Consider the following 17,196-nt stretch of genomic DNA (forward strand, 5'->3'; position numbering starts at 1 on the left):
TCGTCGGTTGGTCCCGGTGCGAGGCGCTGGCGGATTGCGCGCTGCGCCGGACGTCACATTATCACGGCTTAGTTGACGCTAGTACCAGCCGGCGCCTGATTCAGCGACCGTCCGAGCGATTCTTCAACGGCGTCGGCGATTGAGTCGATGGCGGCCGGCGGCGTAGCCCGGCGCCGCGCGAGTGCAATCGCGCGCCGGCTCATCAGGCCGTACAGCGCCGCATGGTCGCCGCCGAGCGTTTCGAACAGTTCGAGCTGCTTGCGTACGACGCCCGCATCGCCGCGTGACACGGGGCCGGCGAGGGCGCCCGGCAAGCCCTTTTCATGGGCCGTTTGGATCGTGCCGGCCAGCATCGGCAGGAGCGCGCGCAGCGCGTCGTCCTCCGCGAAGCCGAGGGTGCGCCACAGGGCGACGCATTCGGCGAGGCCGCACAAGGCGAAGCTGGCAGCGTAGTGGGCGGCGCCGTGGTAAAGCATGCGCGTGCCCGGTGGAATCGACAGTGGGTGGCAGTGCAACGCCAGCGCGAGCGCAGTCAGCGCTTCCTTCAGTGCGCCGTCGGCCTCGATGGTCACCGAGCAGCCGGCGATGCGCTCGATATCTGCGAGATCGCCGCTAAACAGGTAGAGTGGGTGAAAACCACCTATCGACGCACCCTGCGCCCCGGCTGCCGCGAGCAGATCCACCGGCGAGGCGCCACTGCAATGCACCAGCGCGCGCACGCGCCCAGCGGCTTGCGGCGCGCAATCAAAGCGCAAAGTGTTCGCCGTCGAACCGATGCTGTCGTCGGGAACGGTTAAAAAGACGATATCGGCGGCGTCGACAACCTCTTGGGGGGTGTCGTACGCCGCGCACTGGTCGATCTGGGCGGCGAGCTGGCGTGCCGATTGAGGCGTGCGGCTGGCCACCGCGGTGACCGCATAGCCGGCGCGGGCGAAGCCGAGCGCAAGGCAGCGCGCAAGGCGCCCTGCGCCGATGAAGCCGAGACGCGGCATGGACGGCTGGGACATGGTTACTGCTCCGGACGGCACGATGAACGGAAAGCTGGAGTATCGCGCATTCAATTGTCGCTCGCGAGACGGCGGGGGTGGCGGTGCACTGCGCGAAACCTTTCCTCAGATAAATTTCGTGCCATATGGTTTGGCCGGCGGCACATTTGCCCGCGCGACCCCTGCAGGCCCGGAAACTGCTCACAATGAATTTGGTCGATGAAGTGAGGGGTTGGAGTTTTCTGTCTCGCAGTCTGATTCGGGAGGTCACCATGAGCATCTTTTCTTACCGAAAGCACTTGCGGTTCTTGACTCATTCGCAGCGGCGCCGCTGGTGGGATCAAAAAAAGCGCCTGACGCCACGTGTCAAAATCAGCGGTGCCTATGTGCCGCCGAATGTCATTCGCGAATTTACCTACGTCAAGGTGGGTTAAAAGATTTGCCCCTATGGGTAAAAAATGCCCGGCCTTGAGCCGGGCATTTTCGTTTTGTGAGCGGCGATGCGCTTTGAGCGTTATGTGTTTGTTTCGGTCAGCCTTCAACTTGGACGTGATTGAAGTGAATTTGTAATTAAAGATTACCGCTGCTGGGGATTTCCCAGACTGCTGGCCAGTAAAAGTGGCGTTTGCCGATGGGTGATCCGGCGCAAACCCTTGGTTTCCGAGATGTTGCGGGTAGGGTGTGCAAGAGAGCTCTCGCGTTTACCCGTTGCGGCGAATTACGGCTCGTCTACACCGATTGCAATTTGCAACAAATGCGAACAGCTATGCGGGTCCTTTTTCGATACATTCAATTCCATAGCATGCATGTCATGCGACACGGTCATCCGGCCGCGCTTGGAGAAGAAAAGTGAAAAAGATCATTCCGCTTGTTGTTGCCGCTGCGCTTGGTGTTGGCTTTGCCTCTGCTGCCGAGGCGCATGTGTCCGTTGGTATCGGGATCGGCATTCCGGTGGCTCCGGCCTATCCGGTTTATGCGGCGCCGCCGCCGGTGTACTACGCACCGCCGCCCGTCTATGCTCCGCCGCCGGTCGTTGTGGTGGGTGGTGGCTACGGCTACTACGGTCACCCGTACTACCATCGTGGATACTACGGGCGTGGTTATTATGGTCACGGCGGCTACGGCCACGGTGGCTATCACCACTATTGATAAACGCGCTCGCGGGATGCGTCGCAGTTTGACTTCGACGTAGTTCGTGGCTCAAATGTTTATCGAAGGTCGGTGAAACAGCTAAACGGCGTGATGCGGGCTCGGTTGCCTGCATCACGCCGTTTTCATTTGCGCGGCGCTACGCCTCTTTTGCGAATTCGCTGGACATCCGGCGAGGCGCCGACGTCGCCCTCGTGCATTCCATAGTGCGGCTGAAGCTGGGAGAATGCCTGCTTATTTCACCGCTCTGGAGTGTCCCGCCAATGCAAGTGCTTCCCGCTCCCACGTATGTCGATGTCGTCGATGCCGCTGCGCGGCTCGAGGGCGTCGCGCATCGCACGCCGGTTCTGACGTCCACCACGGCCAACGAACGGACCGGTGCGTCGATTTTCTTCAAATGCGAAAATTTTCAGCGCATGGGTGCGTTCAAGTTTCGCGGTGCCTATAACGCGATCTCGCACTTCGACTACGTGCAGCGGGACGCCGGCGTTGTGACGTTTTCGTCGGGCAATCACGCTCAGGCGATTGCACTGTCGGCACGTCTCGCGGGAATCCATGCAACGATTCTCATGCCGCACGACGCGCCTGCGGCGAAGGTCGCCGCTACCCAGGGCTACGGCGGCGAAGTGATCATTTACGACCGCTATAAAGAGAACCGCGAAGAGATAGGCCGGCGCCTCGCGAAAGAGCGCGGCATGACGCTGATCCCGCCGTACGATCATCCGCACGTCATCGCAGGGCAGGGCACGGCGGCGAAAGAACTGTTCGAGGAAACCGGTCCGCTCGATCTGCTGTTTGTGTGTCTCGGCGGCGGCGGATTGCTTTCCGGCAGCGCGCTCGCGGCAGCCGAGTTGAGTCCGCAATGCAAGGTGATCGGCGTCGAGCCGGAGGCCGGCAACGATGGCCAGCAATCGTTGGCGCGCGGCGAGATCGTGCACATCGACGTGCCGCAAACCATCGCCGACGGAGCCGCGACTCCACACCTGGGCGCTTACACGTTCCCGATCATCCAGCGCCTGGCGGAGCAGATCGTGACGGTGACGGATGCGCAACTGGTCGAGACGATGCGCTTTTTCGCGCAGCGCATGAAGATCGTCACCGAGCCGACGGGTTGCCTTGCCGCTGCCGCCGTGATGAACGGCATTGTCCCGGTGAAGGGCAAGCGGGTTGGCGTGCTGATCAGCGGCGGCAATGTGGATCTGGCGCGCCTCGCGCAGTTTCTTGCGTGAGCTAAGGACCAAAGCTAAGTCCGCAAGTTACGGACTTAAGTGATGGACCCAGGCCACGCGCCCAATCCACGGTCCGACGAGCGCGCCTAACTACAGACCCAGTTCGCCCCACAACGTGTCGATACGCTGCTTCACCGCAGCGTCCATCTCGATGGGGCGGCCCCACTCTCGATCAGTTTCGCCCGGCCATTTGTTGGTGGCGTCGAGACCCATCTTCGAACCGAGTCCCGCCACCGGCGAGGCGAAATCCAGATAGTCGATCGGTGTGCGATCCACCAGCACCGTATCGCGCACCGGATCGATACGCGTCGTGATGGCCCAGATCACCTCTTTCCAGTCGCGGATATTCACGTCCTCGTCGACCACGACGATGAACTTCGTGTACATGAATTGTCGCAAGAAACTCCACACGCCGAACATCACTCGTTTGGCATGGCCGGGGTAACTTTTCTTCATCTGCACGATGGCCATCCGGTAGCTGCAGCCTTCGGGCGGGAGATAGAAGTCGGTGATTTCGGCAAACTGCTTCTGCAGCAACGGCACGAACACTTCATTGAGTGCGACGCCGAGCACGGCCGGTTCATCGGGCGGTTTGCCGGTGTAAGTGGAGTGGTAGATTGCGTCGCGTCGCATCGTGATGCGCTCGACGGTGAACACCGGGAACCACTCCTGTTCGTTGTAGTAGCCAGTGTGATCGCCGTAGGGACCTTCGAGCGCGTGTTCATAGGTAGCGCTCGCACCTTTCGAGGGCCGCGGCGGCGCACCTGCGGGAGCCGGCGCAGGCGCGCCTTCCTGCGGATAGATAAACCCTTCCAGAACGATCTCCGCGCGCGCCGGCACTTGCAGCGTGTCGACGCCGGGCGTGATGCACTTCGCGAGCTCGGTGCGGCCGCCACGCAGCAGGCCGGCGAACTGGTATTCCGAGAGCGTATCGGGCACCGGCGTGACCGCGCCGAGGATGGTGGCCGGATCGGCGCCGAGCACGACAGCGACCGGATACGGTTTGCCGGGATTCTGCAGCGCGAACTCGCGGAAATCGAGCGCGCCGCCGCGATGCGCAAGCCAGCGCATGATGAGTTTGTTACGCCCGATCAGCTGCTGGCGATAAATGCCTAGATTTTGGCGGCTCTTGTTTGGGCCGCGCGTAACGGTCAGTCCCCAGGTGATCAGCGGGCCGGCGTCGCCCGGCCAGCAGGTCTGGATCGGCAGCTTTGCGAGATCCACATCGGTGCCTTCCCAGACGATTTCCTGGCAAGGCGGGCTGCTTACAGTCTTCGGCGCCATGTCCCAAACTGCCTTGGCGAGCGAGAACAGTTTGCCGGCGTCCCTGAGGCCCTTGGGCGGCTCCGGCTCCTTGAGGGCGGAGAGCAGACGCCCGACGTCGCGCAGCGACTCCAGTGCCGCGCTATCGCCGTCCTGTTCGCCTGAGTTGATGCCCATGCCAAGCGCAACCCGCCGCGGCGTGCCGAACAGGTTGCCGAGCACCGGGAACGCGTGGCTTTGCCGGCTCTCAAACAACAACGCCGGGCCGCCGGCGCGCAGCACGCGGTCGCACAGTTCGGTCATTTCCAGGATGGGCGAAACGTTTTGCGGGATACGGCGCAGCTCGCCTAGCGTTTCGAGACGGCCGACGAAGTCGCGCAGGTCTTTGTATTTCATCTGGTCGGGATTGGGGCCGCGCAGCGCGGCGGGAAAGTGGGGCGCGACAGGCAATCGCCGCGCAGGATCGATTGTCGATTTTACCTGCGTTGGTTACCGTACGTTGCGGACCGAAAACTGTAACTGACCCAAGAGGCGCGCAGCGCGCGGCTTTCCACACGCTGAACACTGTTCGTTATTACAATTAGTTATACATTTGCTCGTCTATAGTGTTGACGATCTATTAAACCCTGCTAGAATCCGGTCACATTGGTTGCAGGGCGTGAACCTTTTTACCTCCGCCCCCGGTCCTTACGACGCAACGCGTCACCGCTTACCGACCCCCCTGCACGGTATTTGACGGTCTTTTTTGCAGTCCTCGCCAGCGCAATCTGACGCTGGTTTTTCGCGTGGGAGCCTCTGCGTGCGTGTTTTTTAAGCACGGCGCCGAGCAGTTTCGAGATGGCTCCCCACCGACGGTTTATGCCGTATTCCCGACGCCGCAGCTGCCCTAACCAGAGCACGCGACGTCTTGACTCTGCGAACGTGATTTGATGCCGGCTCGACCGGTGGGGTTCGCAGAGCATGCAAGATGGGAGATCTGAATGAACGCCTGGTTATCGTGGCGTCCCGACGAACGACTTGCGCAAGGCTTACGCGCAGTCTTACGTCGCGGTACGCGTATGAGTCATCATCTGTTCAGCATTGTTGGCGGTTCCGCCATCCTGCTGGCAGTCGCGCTGTGGCTGATGCCGACCTGGCGCGGCACCCTGGCCGCAAAGTTGATGCCGGTCATTTCCGCTGCTGTGCAGGCCGGCCCCGCCCGTCTGTTGCAGGGCAATCCGCTACCGTCGTTCGCGCCCTCCGGGGTGTCGTCGTCCGACGATTCGCTGTCCGCCAATTCCGTTGGCGGCGACGTCAGCAACGGCGCTACCAGCAGCAACACAAGCTATGACGGAGCCTTTGACGGCAGTGGCACCAGCGGCCTCAGCGTCGCAGCTGTCAACACGCTAGACCCGCATTCCGTGCAAAGCATCAGCGCGCTGGCGCACCTGATTCCTTCGCAACGCGTTGCCGCTGACGCACGTGACGACCGCGTGCTGGTCTCGACGCGCGAGCAGGATCTGGTGGCGAACTACCTGGCGCGGCGCTATCACGTCGCTCAGGAACCGGTCAGCGAACTCGTGAAGGCTGCGTTCGATACCGGCCGTGAAGTCGGCCTCGACCCGCTGCTGCTGCTCTCCGTGATGGCGATCGAATCGGGTTTCAACCCGTATGCCGAAAGCGGTGTAGGCGCGCAGGGTCTGATGCAGGTGATGTCGAAGGTACATTCGGACAAATTCCAGTATTTCGGCGGCCAGAGTGCCGCACTCGATCCGTTCGCCAACATCAAGGTTGGGGCGCTCGTGCTCAAGGATTGCATCGCACGCGGCGGCTCGCTGCCGGGCGGACTGCGTCTCTACGTGGGTTCCAGCACCCAGGACGACGGCGGCTACGGCGCTAAGGTGGTGGCTGAGCGCGGTCGTCTGCGTGACGTGGCGCGCGGCCGCAAGGTGCCGATCAACGCACCGCAAGCGCCGGTTACGACAACCGCGTCAGTGACGCCGGCGCCGGCTGCGGGAGCAGCTCCGGCCAAGCGTGTTCAGGTGACGCTCGATGCAGCGCATCCGTTGACTGCCACGACGCCGGTGAAGGCCCCCGAGCAGGATGACGCCGAGACTGCGACTAAGCATGCAGCGTCGCCGGAGCTGGGCGCCTGAAGTCGTAAAAGCAAAGCAGGACCAAAAGGAAAGGCACCCGAGGGTGCCTTTTTTTATGGTCTGACGCTGACGCTGGGCAGAATCAAAAGAATCCGCGCAGGCGCTCGACCGCCTCTTCGAGCTTCGAATACGCCGTGGCGTAAGACAGGCGGATATACGAGCGCGGCGCGTGATTGCCGAAATCCATCCCCGGCACCAGCACGACGCCTGCGTCGTGCAGCATGGCTTTGGTGAGTGCCGCGCTGTCGCCAGCTGCAGCGTGGGTCACATGAGTGCAATCCGCGTAGACGTAGAACGCGCCGTCCGGCATCACCGGCACTGAGAAGCCGAGCGTTTCGAGCGCCGGGACGATGAAGTCGCGCCTGCGCTTAAACTCCAGGCGGCGTGCTTCGTAGATTGCCAGGGTGTCCGGTTCGAAGCAGGCGAGTGCCGCGTGCTGGGCCAGCGCCGACGCACAGATAAACAGGTTTTGCGCGAGCTTCTCGAACGCGCCCACCAGCGACGGCGGCACAACGAGCCAGCCGAGACGCCAGCCGGTCATGTTGAAGTACTTCGAGAAACTGTTGACGGTGATCACATCGTCGCCGTACGACAAAGCCGAAACCGGCGGCGCGCCGTAGCTCAGGCCTTGATAGATCTCGTCGACAATCGTGAAGCCGCCGCGCGCACGAACTGCCTCGACGATGCGCTTCAATTCCGCGGGCTCGATAGACGTGCCGGTGGGGTTGGACGGCGACGCCAGCAGCACACCGCGCGTCCGTTCGTTCCATAGGCTTTCGACGTCAGCTGCGGTCAACTGGAAGCGCTCCGCAGGACCGCTCGGCACCAACACGGGTTTGCCTTCCATGGCGGCAACAAAGTGCCGGTTGCACGGATAGCACGGATCGGGCATCAGCACTTCATCGTCGCGGTCGACCAGCGCCGCGCACGCCAGCAGCAATGCAGCCGAAGCGCCCGCGGTGACCACGACGCGCGCCGGATCGACGCTGATGCCATAGGCCTGCGCATAATGCCCGGCGATCGCCTCGCGCAGCGAGTGCAGGCCAAGCGCGCTGGTGTATTGCGTGACGCCACGGCGCATCGCGTTCGCGGCCGCTTCGATGACCGGCTCGGGCGCAGTGAAATCGGGCTCGCCGATTCCCATATGGATGATGTTGCGTCCTTCGCGCTCCAGCAGGGCGGCTTCTTTCGCCAGCTCCATCACATAGAAAGGCTGGATGGCGTCGACGCGTGCAGCAAGCCGCACCAGTGGTTCGGTCACGGAGTTCATACAGGCATCTTATTGCTTGCGGTTGGCCTGGGTTTCGGCAACGCGCAACTGCGCCGACAGCTTGTCCAGCACGCCGTTGACGTACTTGTAGCCGTCCGCGCCACCAAACGTCTTGGCGAGTTCGACGGCCTCGTTGATCACAACCCGGTACGGAATATCGACGTGATTCTTCAGCTCATACGCTGCGACGAGCAGCACCGCACGCTCGACCGGCGAGAGCTGGTCGATGGGGCGGTCGAGGCACGGCGTGAGGTCGGCCGACAGTGCTTCCGAGTCGCGGATCACGCCGTGCAGCAGCGCGTTCAGATGCTCGAGATCGGCCTTGTCGAATCCTTGCGCGCCGCGCAGCTGCGCGTCGATCTCGCCGCCGGGCGCGCCCGACAGCAGCCACTGATACAGCCCCTGCGTGGCCAGTTCGCGGGAACGTCGGCGAGCGCTCTTCATGCCTGTGCCTCTTCGTCGTCCTCGTCTTCTTCCTCGTCGTCATCGTCGCCGCCGAGCTGCTCGAGCGCGACCGCGAGGTTCGCCATTTCGACGGCCACGCGTGCAGCGTCGCGACCCTTTTCGGTCATGCGTGCGACAGCCTGCTCGTCGGTTTCGGTCGTCAGCACGGCGTTCGCCACCGGAATGCCGAAGTCGAGGCCGACGCGCGTGATGCCGGCGCCGCTTTCGTTCGACACCAGTTCGAAGTGGTATGTCTCGCCGCGAATCACCGCGCCGAGCGCGATCAGTGCGTCGAATTGCGCGCTTTCAGCGAGCTTTTGCAGCGCCAGCGGGATTTCCAGTGCGCCGGGCACCGTGACGAGCAGTACGTCTTCGCCGGTAACGCCAAGGCGTTCGAGTTCTTCGATGCATGCATCCGCGAGGCCATTGCAGACGGGCTCGTTAAAGCGCGCCTGGACGATGCCGATACGCAGTCCGTCGCCGTCGAGGTTCGGTTGGTATTGTCCGATTTCCATAGTGAGTCCGTAGTGTGTTTGAGTGAGCGCCAGGGCGCGTGAATGGTCGGATCAGGCTTGCGTTGCGAGTGCCGGTCAGGGCGTCTGCGGCGCCTGGGAAGGGCAGCCCGGCATCGGCACGAAGCCTGTGACTTCGAGACCGTAGCCCGACATGCTGCCCAGCTTGCGCGGGTTCGACAGCACCTGCATCTTGCCGACACCGAGTTCGCGCAAAATCTGCGCGCCGATGCCGTAGGTTTTGAAGTCGACCGGACGGCGCTTCAGCGCATCGGCCTTGTCCTTCGAATCGAACGCCTTGAAGACGTCGATCAGATGATCTTTTGAGTCGCCGCAGTTCAGCAGCACGACCACGCCGAGATCACGTTGGGCGATTTCTTTCATCGCGGCGTCGAGCGTCCACGAATGGGTCGACGCGCCGACTTCGAGCAGATCTAGCACCGATAGCGGCTCGTGCACCCGCACCGGCGTTTCCTGGTCCGGCGTGGGCTTGCCGCGCACCAGTGCGATATGCGGCTGGCCACTCGGCTGGTCGAGGTACATCACCGCGCGGAACGGGCCGTGCGCGGTCTGCATGGTGCGCTCGCAGATGCGCTCGACGATCGATTCCGTGCGGCTGCGGTAATGGATCAGATCGGCGATCGTGCCGATTTTCAGCTTGTGTTCCTCGGCGAACGCGATCAGGTCCGGCAGGCGCGCCATCGTGCCGTCGTCCTTGATGATCTCGCAGATCACCGCGGCGGGCGTCAGCCCCGCGAGCGCCGTGAAATCGCAGCCGGCCTCGGTATGGCCGGCGCGCACCAGCACGCCGCCGGGCTGGGCCATGATCGGAAATACGTGACCAGGCTGAACGATATGCTCGGGCCGTGCGTCGTGCGCGACGGCGGCGAGGATCGTGCGGGCCCGGTCGGCCGCCGAAATGCCCGTGGTGACGCCTTCAGCTGCTTCGATGCTGACCGTGAAGGCCGTGCCGTACTGGGTGCCGTTGCGGTATGTCATCAGCGGCAGGTTCAGCTGCTTGCAGCGCTCCTGCGTCAGCGTCAGGCAGACGAGGCCGCGGCCGTAGCGGGCCATGAAGTTGATCGCTTCCGGCGTGACGAATTCGGCCGCAATCACGAGGTCGCCCTCGTTTTCGCGGTCTTCTTCGTCGACGAGTATCACCATCCGGCCGGCTTTCAGTTCGGCGATGATCTCAAGGGTGGAGGCGAGCGTCATGGTGGCGAGAATTTCGGGAAAGCGCGTATTTTACGCCACGCGCGGGTCCGCGTCGTTGCGGCGAATGGGATAGTCCGTTTGGCGGGTGGCGGCACGGGCTGAAAGGTGCTGTAAAGCGGCGAGCCTGGTCGGGACATTGCCCGCGCCGTCTTAGGTAGACTGTGGTCTTACCTGGTCACAAGTCGAATCAACATGTCATTTTTCGGAATTGGTATTCACGTCATCATTGCGCTGTTTTTTGCTGTGCATGTGGTGCGCACTAACCAGAATATGTACTGGCTGTTGCTGCTGTTCGCCTTCCCGCTGCTCGGCAGCCTGGTGTATCTCTTTGCAATCTATCTGCCGAGCCTGCGCCAGTCGCGCAGCGGCCGGGCCGCTACGCGCGCCATTTCGCAACTGGTGGATCCCAATCGCGCGGTGCGCGAGGCGCGCGATAACTTCGATCGTGCGCCTACCGTCGAGCATCGGATGCGGCTTGGTGCGGCGTTGCTGGAGGCCGGGCAGCCTGGCGAAGCACTGCAGCACTATCAGGCTGCGGCGAGCGGTCCGTTTGCCACGGATCCCGCGCTGTTATTGGGCATGGCAAAAGCGCAATTCTCAGTTGGCCAGCATGCGGCGGCGGACGCCAGCCTCGCGCGGCTGTTCGAAGCCAATCCGCAGGCGCGTCAGCAGCCCGAGCCGGCCTTGCTCTATGCGCGGACCCTCGCTGCGCTCGATGCACCCGGCACGCGCGCCGCGTTCGAGCAATCGCTGGCCTGTGCAAGCGATGCGGCGCCGCGATGTCTGTTTGCCGACTGGCTGGTAAAGCAAGGCGATCAGGCGGATCGTCAACGGGCCATGAGCCTGTACGCAGATATTGCGCAGGACGCAAGGCACTGGCCGAGACATGCGAAGGAGCACAACCGCGAATGGTTGCAGCGCGCCCAGGCCGCGTTGGCTGCGGCGCCCTCACGGTGATAACGAGAGGGCGCCGGCTAGCAGGATCAGCCGGGGACCAAAAATAAATGGACACCGTCGTGGCAAGGTCGCCAAGGGTGTCCATGTCCAGGTACTGACAAAGCCAGGCCTGGTATCAGCTTGTTCAGACTGACCGGCCGCCAGAGAGCGGCCGGTTCACCCGCTTAGAACTTGTGGGTGATGCCGAAGATACCGGCGAGCTGGTGCTTGTCAGCCGAGAAGGCGCTGCCGTTCAGGTCGGCAACGGCTGCCTTGCCTGTCGAGTCGATACCCGAAGCCGTTTCGTAGAAGCCGATCGCATACAGCGACGTGCGCTTCGACAGCGAGTAGATTGCGCCCAGGTTGAACTGGTTGTACTTCGCGCTGCCCACGTTGTCCGCGCCGCCATTGTGCGTGTAGATATACGCGCCTGCCAGCAGCAGAGCCGGGTTCACCTGGTACTTCAGGTTGATTTCACCCGAGTTGAACGTTGCCGTACCGCCCTCGTACTTCGGAGCGGCGATCGCACCGACGGCCGTGACCGAACCCAGGTTCTGGAATTGCGTGTTCGAGTACAGCAGGCCGATAGTTGCCGGTCCGAGTGCGTACGAACCGCCCGCCACGATGATCTGCTGCGAACCCGCCGAAGCGTAGCCGCCGAAGATCTTGTTGTTCATGTTGTCGTTTGCGCTCGACGAAACCGCGGTCGACGGTGTCGACGAATTGCCCTGGTTGCCGAAGAACGAGTAGTACGGATCCTTCACGAACGTATAGCCTGCGCCGAGGCTGATCGGGCCATTCGAGTAAGCGATTGACGCGTCCCAGATTGAGTTCTGCGAGAAGTTGCCTGCCACACCGCCCAGGCTGTACAGCAAGCCCACTTGCAGACCGTTGTAGTTCGGGCTTTCGTACTTGAGCGAGTTCTGGATACGGTTCGACGTATCGACGTTATCGACGTCGCTTGCGCGCGTGCCGTAGCCGAGGCCCGAAGCGGCCCAGTCGGCGCCCGACGCGAAGTTGGCGGTGTAGTCATTGCTGACCGAGTACTGACGGCCGGCCGTCAACGTACCGAACTGCTTGCTGCTCAAACCGACGAATGCTTTACGGCCGAATTCCAGGCCACCTTGGGACAGTGCGCCCGTGCCCGTGGTGTAGCCGTTTTCCAGGTCGAAGATCGCCGACAGACCGCCACCCAGGTCTTCTGTGCCTTTCAGGCCCCAGCGCGACGAGGTTGCTTGCGAGAGTGCGTACTCGTGCAAGCCTTTGACGTTGTTGTTGATGAGGATACCTGTGTCGACGATGCCGTACAGGGTCACGCTGCTTTGTGCGTGTGCAGCGCCGGCAAATGCGCCGAGCGCCAGAAGAGCCACCGAGGTCTTTTTCATTTTCATCTGTCTTTCACGTGTTGTTAGAGGATGGATCTATCGCTCGCATAACGAACGTGATCCATTCGTGTCGGTCACCCGATGCGCGTATCACAAGTCATACGCTGTGAGATTCGCACTCCGATCAACCTGTCGAGAGCAAGAACGAACCTTGTAGAGCGGTTCTCGCCGGTCCCGCCGGGCTCGCGGGACACGCATGCTTTCAGGCCCGAGTGATGCTGACGTCGCCAGATTAAAGTTCGGTGAAAGCAGTTCAAACCCGATTGTTTCGCGTTGTAAAACCAATGCGATGTCTCATTCTTGCAACGCTTGCAACAAAATCGGCGTCGTGTCGCGGCGTGGTAAGCGCGATGAAAGGCGTAGGGCCGCATGCAGCGACCCGCGGCATGAGCGCCTGGATGAGGGCTGATTCGTAGTCGTTGCGAACGCAACGAAATCAGAAGCGCTAGGTTATACGGCCCGCGCGAGAGGCTTATCCGGTTCCGCCAGGCGGATGTCCACCGGACCGATGCCGCAGATGGCGATGGTCGCCGGCCCTGCTTCGCCGCGTGGGACACCGTCGTAATGCCAGGTGCGAGCAATGCGCCGCACGAAGGTGCCGGCTGGCACCGGGACTGTATGTGCGGGATCGAAGTCCGCACCGCTGTTGATCCACCAGGTGCCGGACAACACCACGCAGAGACGATCCGAGGCGTAGCTGTGCGGCGCGCTCATGTAGCCAGGGTGCCAGCGTAACAGTGCGTAATAGATGCCTTGCTTCGACGGATTGCTGTAGAGGAACGCGCTTTCGACGCTCTGCGGTGGGGCGCCGTCCTGCGGGGTGAATTTGATATCGCCGGGCAGTGTGTACAGGGTCTGATTGGTATCGATCGGACTGGCTTCGGCTCCTCCGGTCAATAGCAACGGGGCGATCCCTCCCAGCATTGCTAATAGTTCGCGTCGGCTCATGTTGTTTCCCGCCATCGAGACTCTCCTTGTTGTTCAGGGGTGCCCGTCGTGCCACGTCGCGCGTTGAATCACGGCAGGGCGAAGAACACTATAGGACAGGCTGAAAAGGACAAGAGAGTGGCTTGGCCTGATTCCATTGCCGCCATGCCAACTATAGTTATACGACGACATACAACAAAAATGAGATTGGCCTGAGTTCTTTGTTTGCCAGGGAATTGCCTACATAGAGATAAGCATATCCCTAGAACAGCTGTGTGACGTCCCTAGCAGAAAATTCCAGCAAGCTGAAACGTGGGTAAACACCGACTATCCACGCTTTACTTCGAGCTAAACGGTGAGATACGATGACCGACAATTTCAGGTGGTTGGTTGACGTATTGATGGTCTGAGCGCGAGTAACGGCCCGGAAGCCCGGTTGCGCATGCCAACACGCGTGACGCAGCTGTACTAGTACGTGGTCGGCGCGTTCCAGATTGGCCACACGATCATGCAACCGGTTTGCGGCCTGGTGATCGTGTCGGCGGTTTTGCGCACCAGATGATTTCGGCTCTCGTCAGCACACTGAGTCCATACGAGCACTGATCGGAAACAGACTCGCATTGGCGTTGATTTTTCGATCTTGCAGAAAAGAAAAAATAATCAGGTTAACGAAATAGTAGTGGCATTCAACCGGAGATCTTGAGATGAGTATCAAACGAGCAGTGCTTTACAGAGGTGTGGTGACAGGACTTTGTGCGGCAGTCTCGTCGGGTGTTCCGATGGTCGCGCAGGCCCAGAGCAGCGTGACGTTGTATGGCGCTATCGATAATGCGATTGCCTACAGCAGCAACCAGAAGGGCAACCACAACATCTACCTGACCCAGGGCGCCCTGAACGCGAGTAAATTCGGCTTCCTCGGTTCGGAAGATCTGGGTGGCGGCCTGTCGACGATCTTCCGGCTCGAAGCCGGCTATAACTCGTTGACGGGTGCCTCCGGCTCGTCAGGCTACATATTCAACCGCCAGGCCTACGTGGGTTTTAACGATCAGCAGTACGGCACGCTGACGGTAGGTCGCCAGTACACTCCGTACTTCAACTTCGTGGGCGCGCTAGGTCCGACGGGTTATCTGACGGGGGCGACCGGCGCACATCCGGGCGACCTCGACGCACTCGACACCACCTTGCGCTTCAACAATTCCCTGACCTACACGTCGCCGCTGATCAGCGGTCTGCAAGGCAGTGTGCAGTACGGTCTGGGCGGTGTGGCGGGCGATTTCACGGAAGGCAATACGCTGAGCGCGGCGCTCAAATACGAGATGGGCGGTTTCAGGGCCGCGGTGGGCTACATCCGGCTGAACGATCTCTCCACCAGCACGGCGCTGGGTACCGTCGCCGACAACTCGCCTGTCAACGTTGCGTACGCAAGCGCCGAAAGCAACCAGATGCTAGCCGCGGCGGCCACGTACAAGTTCGGTGGTGCGATGGTCGGGTTGAACTACTCGAACGTGGTGTATCGCCCGGGTACCGTGTCGGCTTTCAAGCAGACGGCCGTGTTCAACACCTACGGCGCGATCGCAACCTACCAGCTGACGCCAGCAATCGCCCTGGCAGGCGGGTACAGCTACACGCGGGCCAGCGAATCGAACGGCATCTCGGATTCGGCGCGCTATAACCAGGTCTCGTTCGAACAGACCTATTCGTTCTCGAAGCGGACCTGCATCTACTTCCTCGAGGCTTATCAGCACGCAAGCGGGGACGCGCTGGCGTCGAACGGCACTTCGATTGTCAGCGCGGTGGCAGTGGTCGGCGATTCGCAAAACACCACGCCTTCGTCGGGACCCACGCAGTTTGTCGGGACTATCGGCCTGCGTCATTTCTTCTGATTGGAATTTGAGGAAGTGCGCATGAAGTGACCGGATCGGCGCCATCTGTCTGTGCTCCCTATCCGGGACTCACGTAGGTATCGCCGACCATCAGGTGCACGATCTCATCGCCATTGGTCTGCCCGACCTGACGCTCGCCGGCCACTTCGCCACGCCGCAGCACGACGATGCGATCCGCGATTGCAAAGATATCGTGCAGATTGTGCGAGATCAGGATCACGGACACGCCTTGCGTCTTCAGCGTCGCAATCAGTTCCATGACCTTGCGCTGCTCGGGCACGCCGAGCGCGGCGGTGGGCTCATCCATGATAAGCACGCGGGCGTTCCAGTAAATGGCCCGGCCTATTGCAATGGCCTGGCGCTGGCCGCCTGAGAGCATCTTCACAGGACCGCCGAGCTTGCGTTCGGGAATCACGATGTCGAGGCGCTCCAGCACCTCGCGCGCGACCTGCGCCATGCGAGGGCGGTCGATCACGTGGAAGCCGAGTTGCCTGCGTGTCGGTTCGCGTCCAAGGAAGATATTGCTGCCCACGTCGAGGTTGTCCGCGAGCGCGAGATCCTGATAGATCGTCTCGATCCCTTGAGCGCGCGCGTCTTGCGGATCACGCAATTGCAACGGCGCGCCGTCGAACAGCAGCTCGCCCTGATCGGCCCGGTACACGCCCGAGATGATCTTGATCAAAGTCGACTTGCCCGCGCCGTTATCGCCGGCAAGCGCCAGTACTTCGCCCGGCATCAGCTGCAGCGACACGTTCCTGAGCGCCTCGACACCGCCAAAGCGGATCGAGATGTCGCGTACCTCAAGGATGGGCGTGCTCATTGCGCACCTCCGAGACGGTCCTTGTACTGATCGATCAGCACCGACAGGATGATGACGATGCCCACCACGATGAATTGCCAGAACGCGTTGACGTCGATAAACACCAGGCCGAACTGGATCACCGCGATGATCAGCGCACCGATCAGCGTCCCGACAACATTGCCCGTCCCACCGAACAGGCTCGCGCCACCGATCACCACTGCAGCGATCGAATCGAGCAACATCGGCTCGCCGGCGTTGGCTGCGCCTGCAGCAAAACGCGCCGTATAGATGATCCCACCGACCGCGGCGAACGCTGCGGCGATCACATACACCACGAGCAGATGACGTTTGACATTGATCCCCGCCCGCACCGCGGACTGCGGATTGCCACCGATCGCGTACGTATACTGACCGAAGCGCGTTTTCGAGAGCAGCAGATGCATGATGACCAGCAACACGGCAGTGAGCAACACCGGCGTCCAGCCGGCGCCGAGCCAGACGAGGCCGGGGTTGTCCACTGAGACCGTCATGCCGCTGCCGGCAGCGAGAAAGCCTGCACCGCGCGCCACGCCGTACATGCCGAGCGTGCCGATAAAAGCCGGCACGCGCAGCCACGCAATCAGCACACCGTTGACGAGACCTGGAATCAGGCAGACCACAACGGTGAGCGGGATAGACAGGAGCAGGATCCATGGCGAGCCGTTGCCGAACAATGTGAACTGCGCGACGCAGACGGCCGCGAGTCCCATCACGAAGCCCGCGGACAGATCGATGCCGGCCGTGATGATCACGAAGGTCTGGCCAATGGCCAGAAGCAGCGGGGCAGCGGCGGCGAGACCGATCGATTGCAGGTTGTAGGCGTTCAACACAAACGACCGATGTGCCGACACCTGCGCATACACCTCGAAAAAGACCAGCAAGGCGGCGAGGAACAGCCACGGCCATAGCTTGGTGATCAGCGCGATCCGGTCGAGACGCGAGTTATCCATGAAGTGATCCGCTTTATCAGGAGCAATGCCAGGAGCAAAAACCCGCATGCGCTGCAGCGCACGCGGGACGA

16 protein-coding genes are annotated in these 17,196 nt (G+C 61.7%); 6 read left to right on the forward strand and 10 right to left on the reverse strand.

Translation table 11 applies throughout. From position 1 onward, the window contains the following. Positions 1–68 precede the first annotated feature (68 nt). Complete coding sequence (locus tag P3T20_RS10895) at positions 69–1,007, reverse strand: Rossmann-like and DUF2520 domain-containing protein (RefSeq protein ID WP_429286873.1); 939 nt, start codon at positions 1,005–1,007, stop codon at positions 69–71. A gap of 251 nt (positions 1,008–1,258) precedes the next feature. On the opposite strand from P3T20_RS10895, the gene P3T20_RS10900 reads away from it, so the two are divergent. From P3T20_RS10900 to P3T20_RS10910, 3 genes are all read left to right on the forward strand, one after another. Beyond that, positions 1,259–1,420, forward strand: a complete 162-nt coding sequence (locus tag P3T20_RS10900; RefSeq protein WP_167379372.1) for a hypothetical protein — start codon at positions 1,259–1,261, stop codon at positions 1,418–1,420. A 415-nt stretch (positions 1,421–1,835) separates the two neighbouring features. Further along, entirely contained in the window at positions 1,836–2,135 is a 300-nt protein-coding gene (locus P3T20_RS10905) for a hypothetical protein (RefSeq protein WP_074263591.1), read from the forward strand. Between the two features lie 263 nt (positions 2,136–2,398). After that, positions 2,399–3,364: a threo-3-hydroxy-L-aspartate ammonia-lyase gene (locus P3T20_RS10910; protein WP_074263592.1), complete on the forward strand. Its 966-nt coding sequence runs from the start codon at positions 2,399–2,401 to the stop codon at positions 3,362–3,364. A 90-nt stretch (positions 3,365–3,454) separates the two neighbouring features. Here the strand turns inward: P3T20_RS10910 and P3T20_RS10915 are convergent, their stop codons facing one another. Then, positions 3,455–5,023 (reverse strand): UbiD family decarboxylase, encoded by a 1,569-nt coding sequence (locus tag P3T20_RS10915; RefSeq protein WP_074265945.1) that lies wholly within the window; start codon positions 5,021–5,023, stop codon positions 3,455–3,457. A 584-nt stretch (positions 5,024–5,607) separates the two neighbouring features. Between P3T20_RS10915 and P3T20_RS10920 the strand changes: the two genes are divergently transcribed. Then, complete coding sequence (locus P3T20_RS10920) at positions 5,608–6,762, forward strand: transglycosylase SLT domain-containing protein (RefSeq protein ID WP_074263593.1); 1,155 nt, start codon at positions 5,608–5,610, stop codon at positions 6,760–6,762. Between the two features lie 82 nt (positions 6,763–6,844). On the opposite strand, the gene P3T20_RS10925 is transcribed toward P3T20_RS10920, so the two are convergent. The 4 genes from P3T20_RS10925 to ribBA form a co-directional block, all read right to left on the reverse strand. Further along, positions 6,845–8,032: a pyridoxal phosphate-dependent aminotransferase gene (locus P3T20_RS10925; RefSeq protein WP_429286874.1), complete on the reverse strand. Its 1,188-nt coding sequence runs from the start codon at positions 8,030–8,032 to the stop codon at positions 6,845–6,847. A gap of 9 nt (positions 8,033–8,041) precedes the next feature. Next, positions 8,042–8,476 carry a transcription antitermination factor NusB gene (gene nusB / locus P3T20_RS10930; RefSeq protein ID WP_074263595.1) on the reverse strand — a complete coding sequence of 145 codons (435 nt, stop codon included), beginning with the start codon at positions 8,474–8,476 and terminating at the stop codon, positions 8,042–8,044. Continuing rightward, complete coding sequence (ribH, locus tag P3T20_RS10935) at positions 8,473–8,991, reverse strand: 6,7-dimethyl-8-ribityllumazine synthase (protein WP_074263596.1); 519 nt, start codon at positions 8,989–8,991, stop codon at positions 8,473–8,475. Before ribH ends, nusB begins: the two co-directional genes overlap by 4 nt. A gap of 75 nt (positions 8,992–9,066) precedes the next feature. Continuing rightward, the gene (gene ribBA, locus P3T20_RS10940) at positions 9,067–10,203 is read right to left on the reverse strand and encodes a bifunctional 3,4-dihydroxy-2-butanone-4-phosphate synthase/GTP cyclohydrolase II (protein WP_074263597.1); all 1,137 of its coding nucleotides are present in this window, start codon (positions 10,201–10,203) and stop codon (positions 9,067–9,069) included. 192 nt (positions 10,204–10,395) lie between these two features. Between ribBA and P3T20_RS10945 the strand changes: the two genes are divergently transcribed. Further along, positions 10,396–11,160 (forward strand): tetratricopeptide repeat protein, encoded by a 765-nt coding sequence (locus P3T20_RS10945; RefSeq protein ID WP_074263598.1) that lies wholly within the window; start codon positions 10,396–10,398, stop codon positions 11,158–11,160. 164 nt (positions 11,161–11,324) lie between these two features. Here the strand turns inward: P3T20_RS10945 and P3T20_RS10950 are convergent, their stop codons facing one another. Next, positions 11,325–12,524 carry a porin gene (locus P3T20_RS10950; protein WP_074265946.1) on the reverse strand — a complete coding sequence of 400 codons (1,200 nt, stop codon included), beginning with the start codon at positions 12,522–12,524 and terminating at the stop codon, positions 11,325–11,327. 450 nt (positions 12,525–12,974) lie between these two features. Then, on the reverse strand, positions 12,975–13,487 hold the full coding sequence (locus tag P3T20_RS10955) for a cupin domain-containing protein (protein WP_074263599.1): 513 nt from the start codon (positions 13,485–13,487) through the stop codon (positions 12,975–12,977). Positions 13,488–14,155: 668 nt separating this feature from the next. Between P3T20_RS10955 and P3T20_RS10960 the strand changes: the two genes are divergently transcribed. Further along, entirely contained in the window at positions 14,156–15,334 is a 1,179-nt protein-coding gene (locus tag P3T20_RS10960; RefSeq protein WP_074263600.1) for a porin, read from the forward strand. 58 nt (positions 15,335–15,392) lie between these two features. Here the strand turns inward: P3T20_RS10960 and P3T20_RS10965 are convergent, their stop codons facing one another. Both P3T20_RS10965 and P3T20_RS10970 read right to left on the reverse strand, forming a co-directional pair. Further along, the gene (locus P3T20_RS10965) at positions 15,393–16,154 is read right to left on the reverse strand and encodes an ATP-binding cassette domain-containing protein (protein ID WP_074263601.1); all 762 of its coding nucleotides are present in this window, start codon (positions 16,152–16,154) and stop codon (positions 15,393–15,395) included. After that, a complete protein-coding gene (locus P3T20_RS10970; RefSeq protein WP_083611355.1) occupies positions 16,151–17,125 on the reverse strand; it encodes an ABC transporter permease subunit in 975 nt (324 codons plus the stop codon). The genes P3T20_RS10965 and P3T20_RS10970 overlap by 4 nt, the downstream gene beginning before the upstream one ends. Between the last annotated feature and the right edge of the window lie 71 nt (positions 17,126–17,196).

The organism is Paraburkholderia sp. GAS206C (assembly GCF_050435645.1).
Lineage (GTDB): Bacteria > Pseudomonadota > Gammaproteobacteria > Burkholderiales > Burkholderiaceae > Paraburkholderia > Paraburkholderia phenazinium_B.

Coding starts and splice junctions, on each gene's coding strand:
- P3T20_RS10895 (WP_429286873.1), bottom strand. CDS start 1,007: ATGTCCCAGCCGTCCATGCCGCGTCTCGGCTTCATCGGCGCAGGGCGC.
- P3T20_RS10900 (WP_167379372.1), top strand. CDS start 1,259: ATGAGCATCTTTTCTTACCGAAAGCACTTGCGGTTCTTGACTCATTCG.
- P3T20_RS10910 (WP_074263592.1), top strand. CDS start 2,399: ATGCAAGTGCTTCCCGCTCCCACGTATGTCGATGTCGTCGATGCCGCT.
- P3T20_RS10915 (WP_074265945.1), bottom strand. CDS start 5,023: ATGAAATACAAAGACCTGCGCGACTTCGTCGGCCGTCTCGAAACGCTA.
- P3T20_RS10920 (WP_074263593.1), top strand. CDS start 5,608: ATGAACGCCTGGTTATCGTGGCGTCCCGACGAACGACTTGCGCAAGGC.
- P3T20_RS10925 (WP_429286874.1), bottom strand. CDS start 8,032: ATGAACTCCGTGACCGAACCACTGGTGCGGCTTGCTGCACGCGTCGAC.
- nusB (WP_074263595.1), bottom strand. CDS start 8,476: ATGAAGAGCGCTCGCCGACGTTCCCGCGAACTGGCCACGCAGGGGCTG.
- ribH (WP_074263596.1), bottom strand. CDS start 8,991: ATGGAAATCGGACAATACCAACCGAACCTCGACGGCGACGGACTGCGT.
- ribBA (WP_074263597.1), bottom strand. CDS start 10,203: ATGACGCTCGCCTCCACCCTTGAGATCATCGCCGAACTGAAAGCCGGC.
- P3T20_RS10945 (WP_074263598.1), top strand. CDS start 10,396: ATGTCATTTTTCGGAATTGGTATTCACGTCATCATTGCGCTGTTTTTT.
- P3T20_RS10950 (WP_074265946.1), bottom strand. CDS start 12,524: ATGAAAAAGACCTCGGTGGCTCTTCTGGCGCTCGGCGCATTTGCCGGC.
- P3T20_RS10955 (WP_074263599.1), bottom strand. CDS start 13,487: ATGGCGGGAAACAACATGAGCCGACGCGAACTATTAGCAATGCTGGGA.
- P3T20_RS10960 (WP_074263600.1), top strand. CDS start 14,156: ATGAGTATCAAACGAGCAGTGCTTTACAGAGGTGTGGTGACAGGACTT.
- P3T20_RS10965 (WP_074263601.1), bottom strand. CDS start 16,154: ATGAGCACGCCCATCCTTGAGGTACGCGACATCTCGATCCGCTTTGGC.
- P3T20_RS10970 (WP_083611355.1), bottom strand. CDS start 17,125: ATGGATAACTCGCGTCTCGACCGGATCGCGCTGATCACCAAGCTATGG.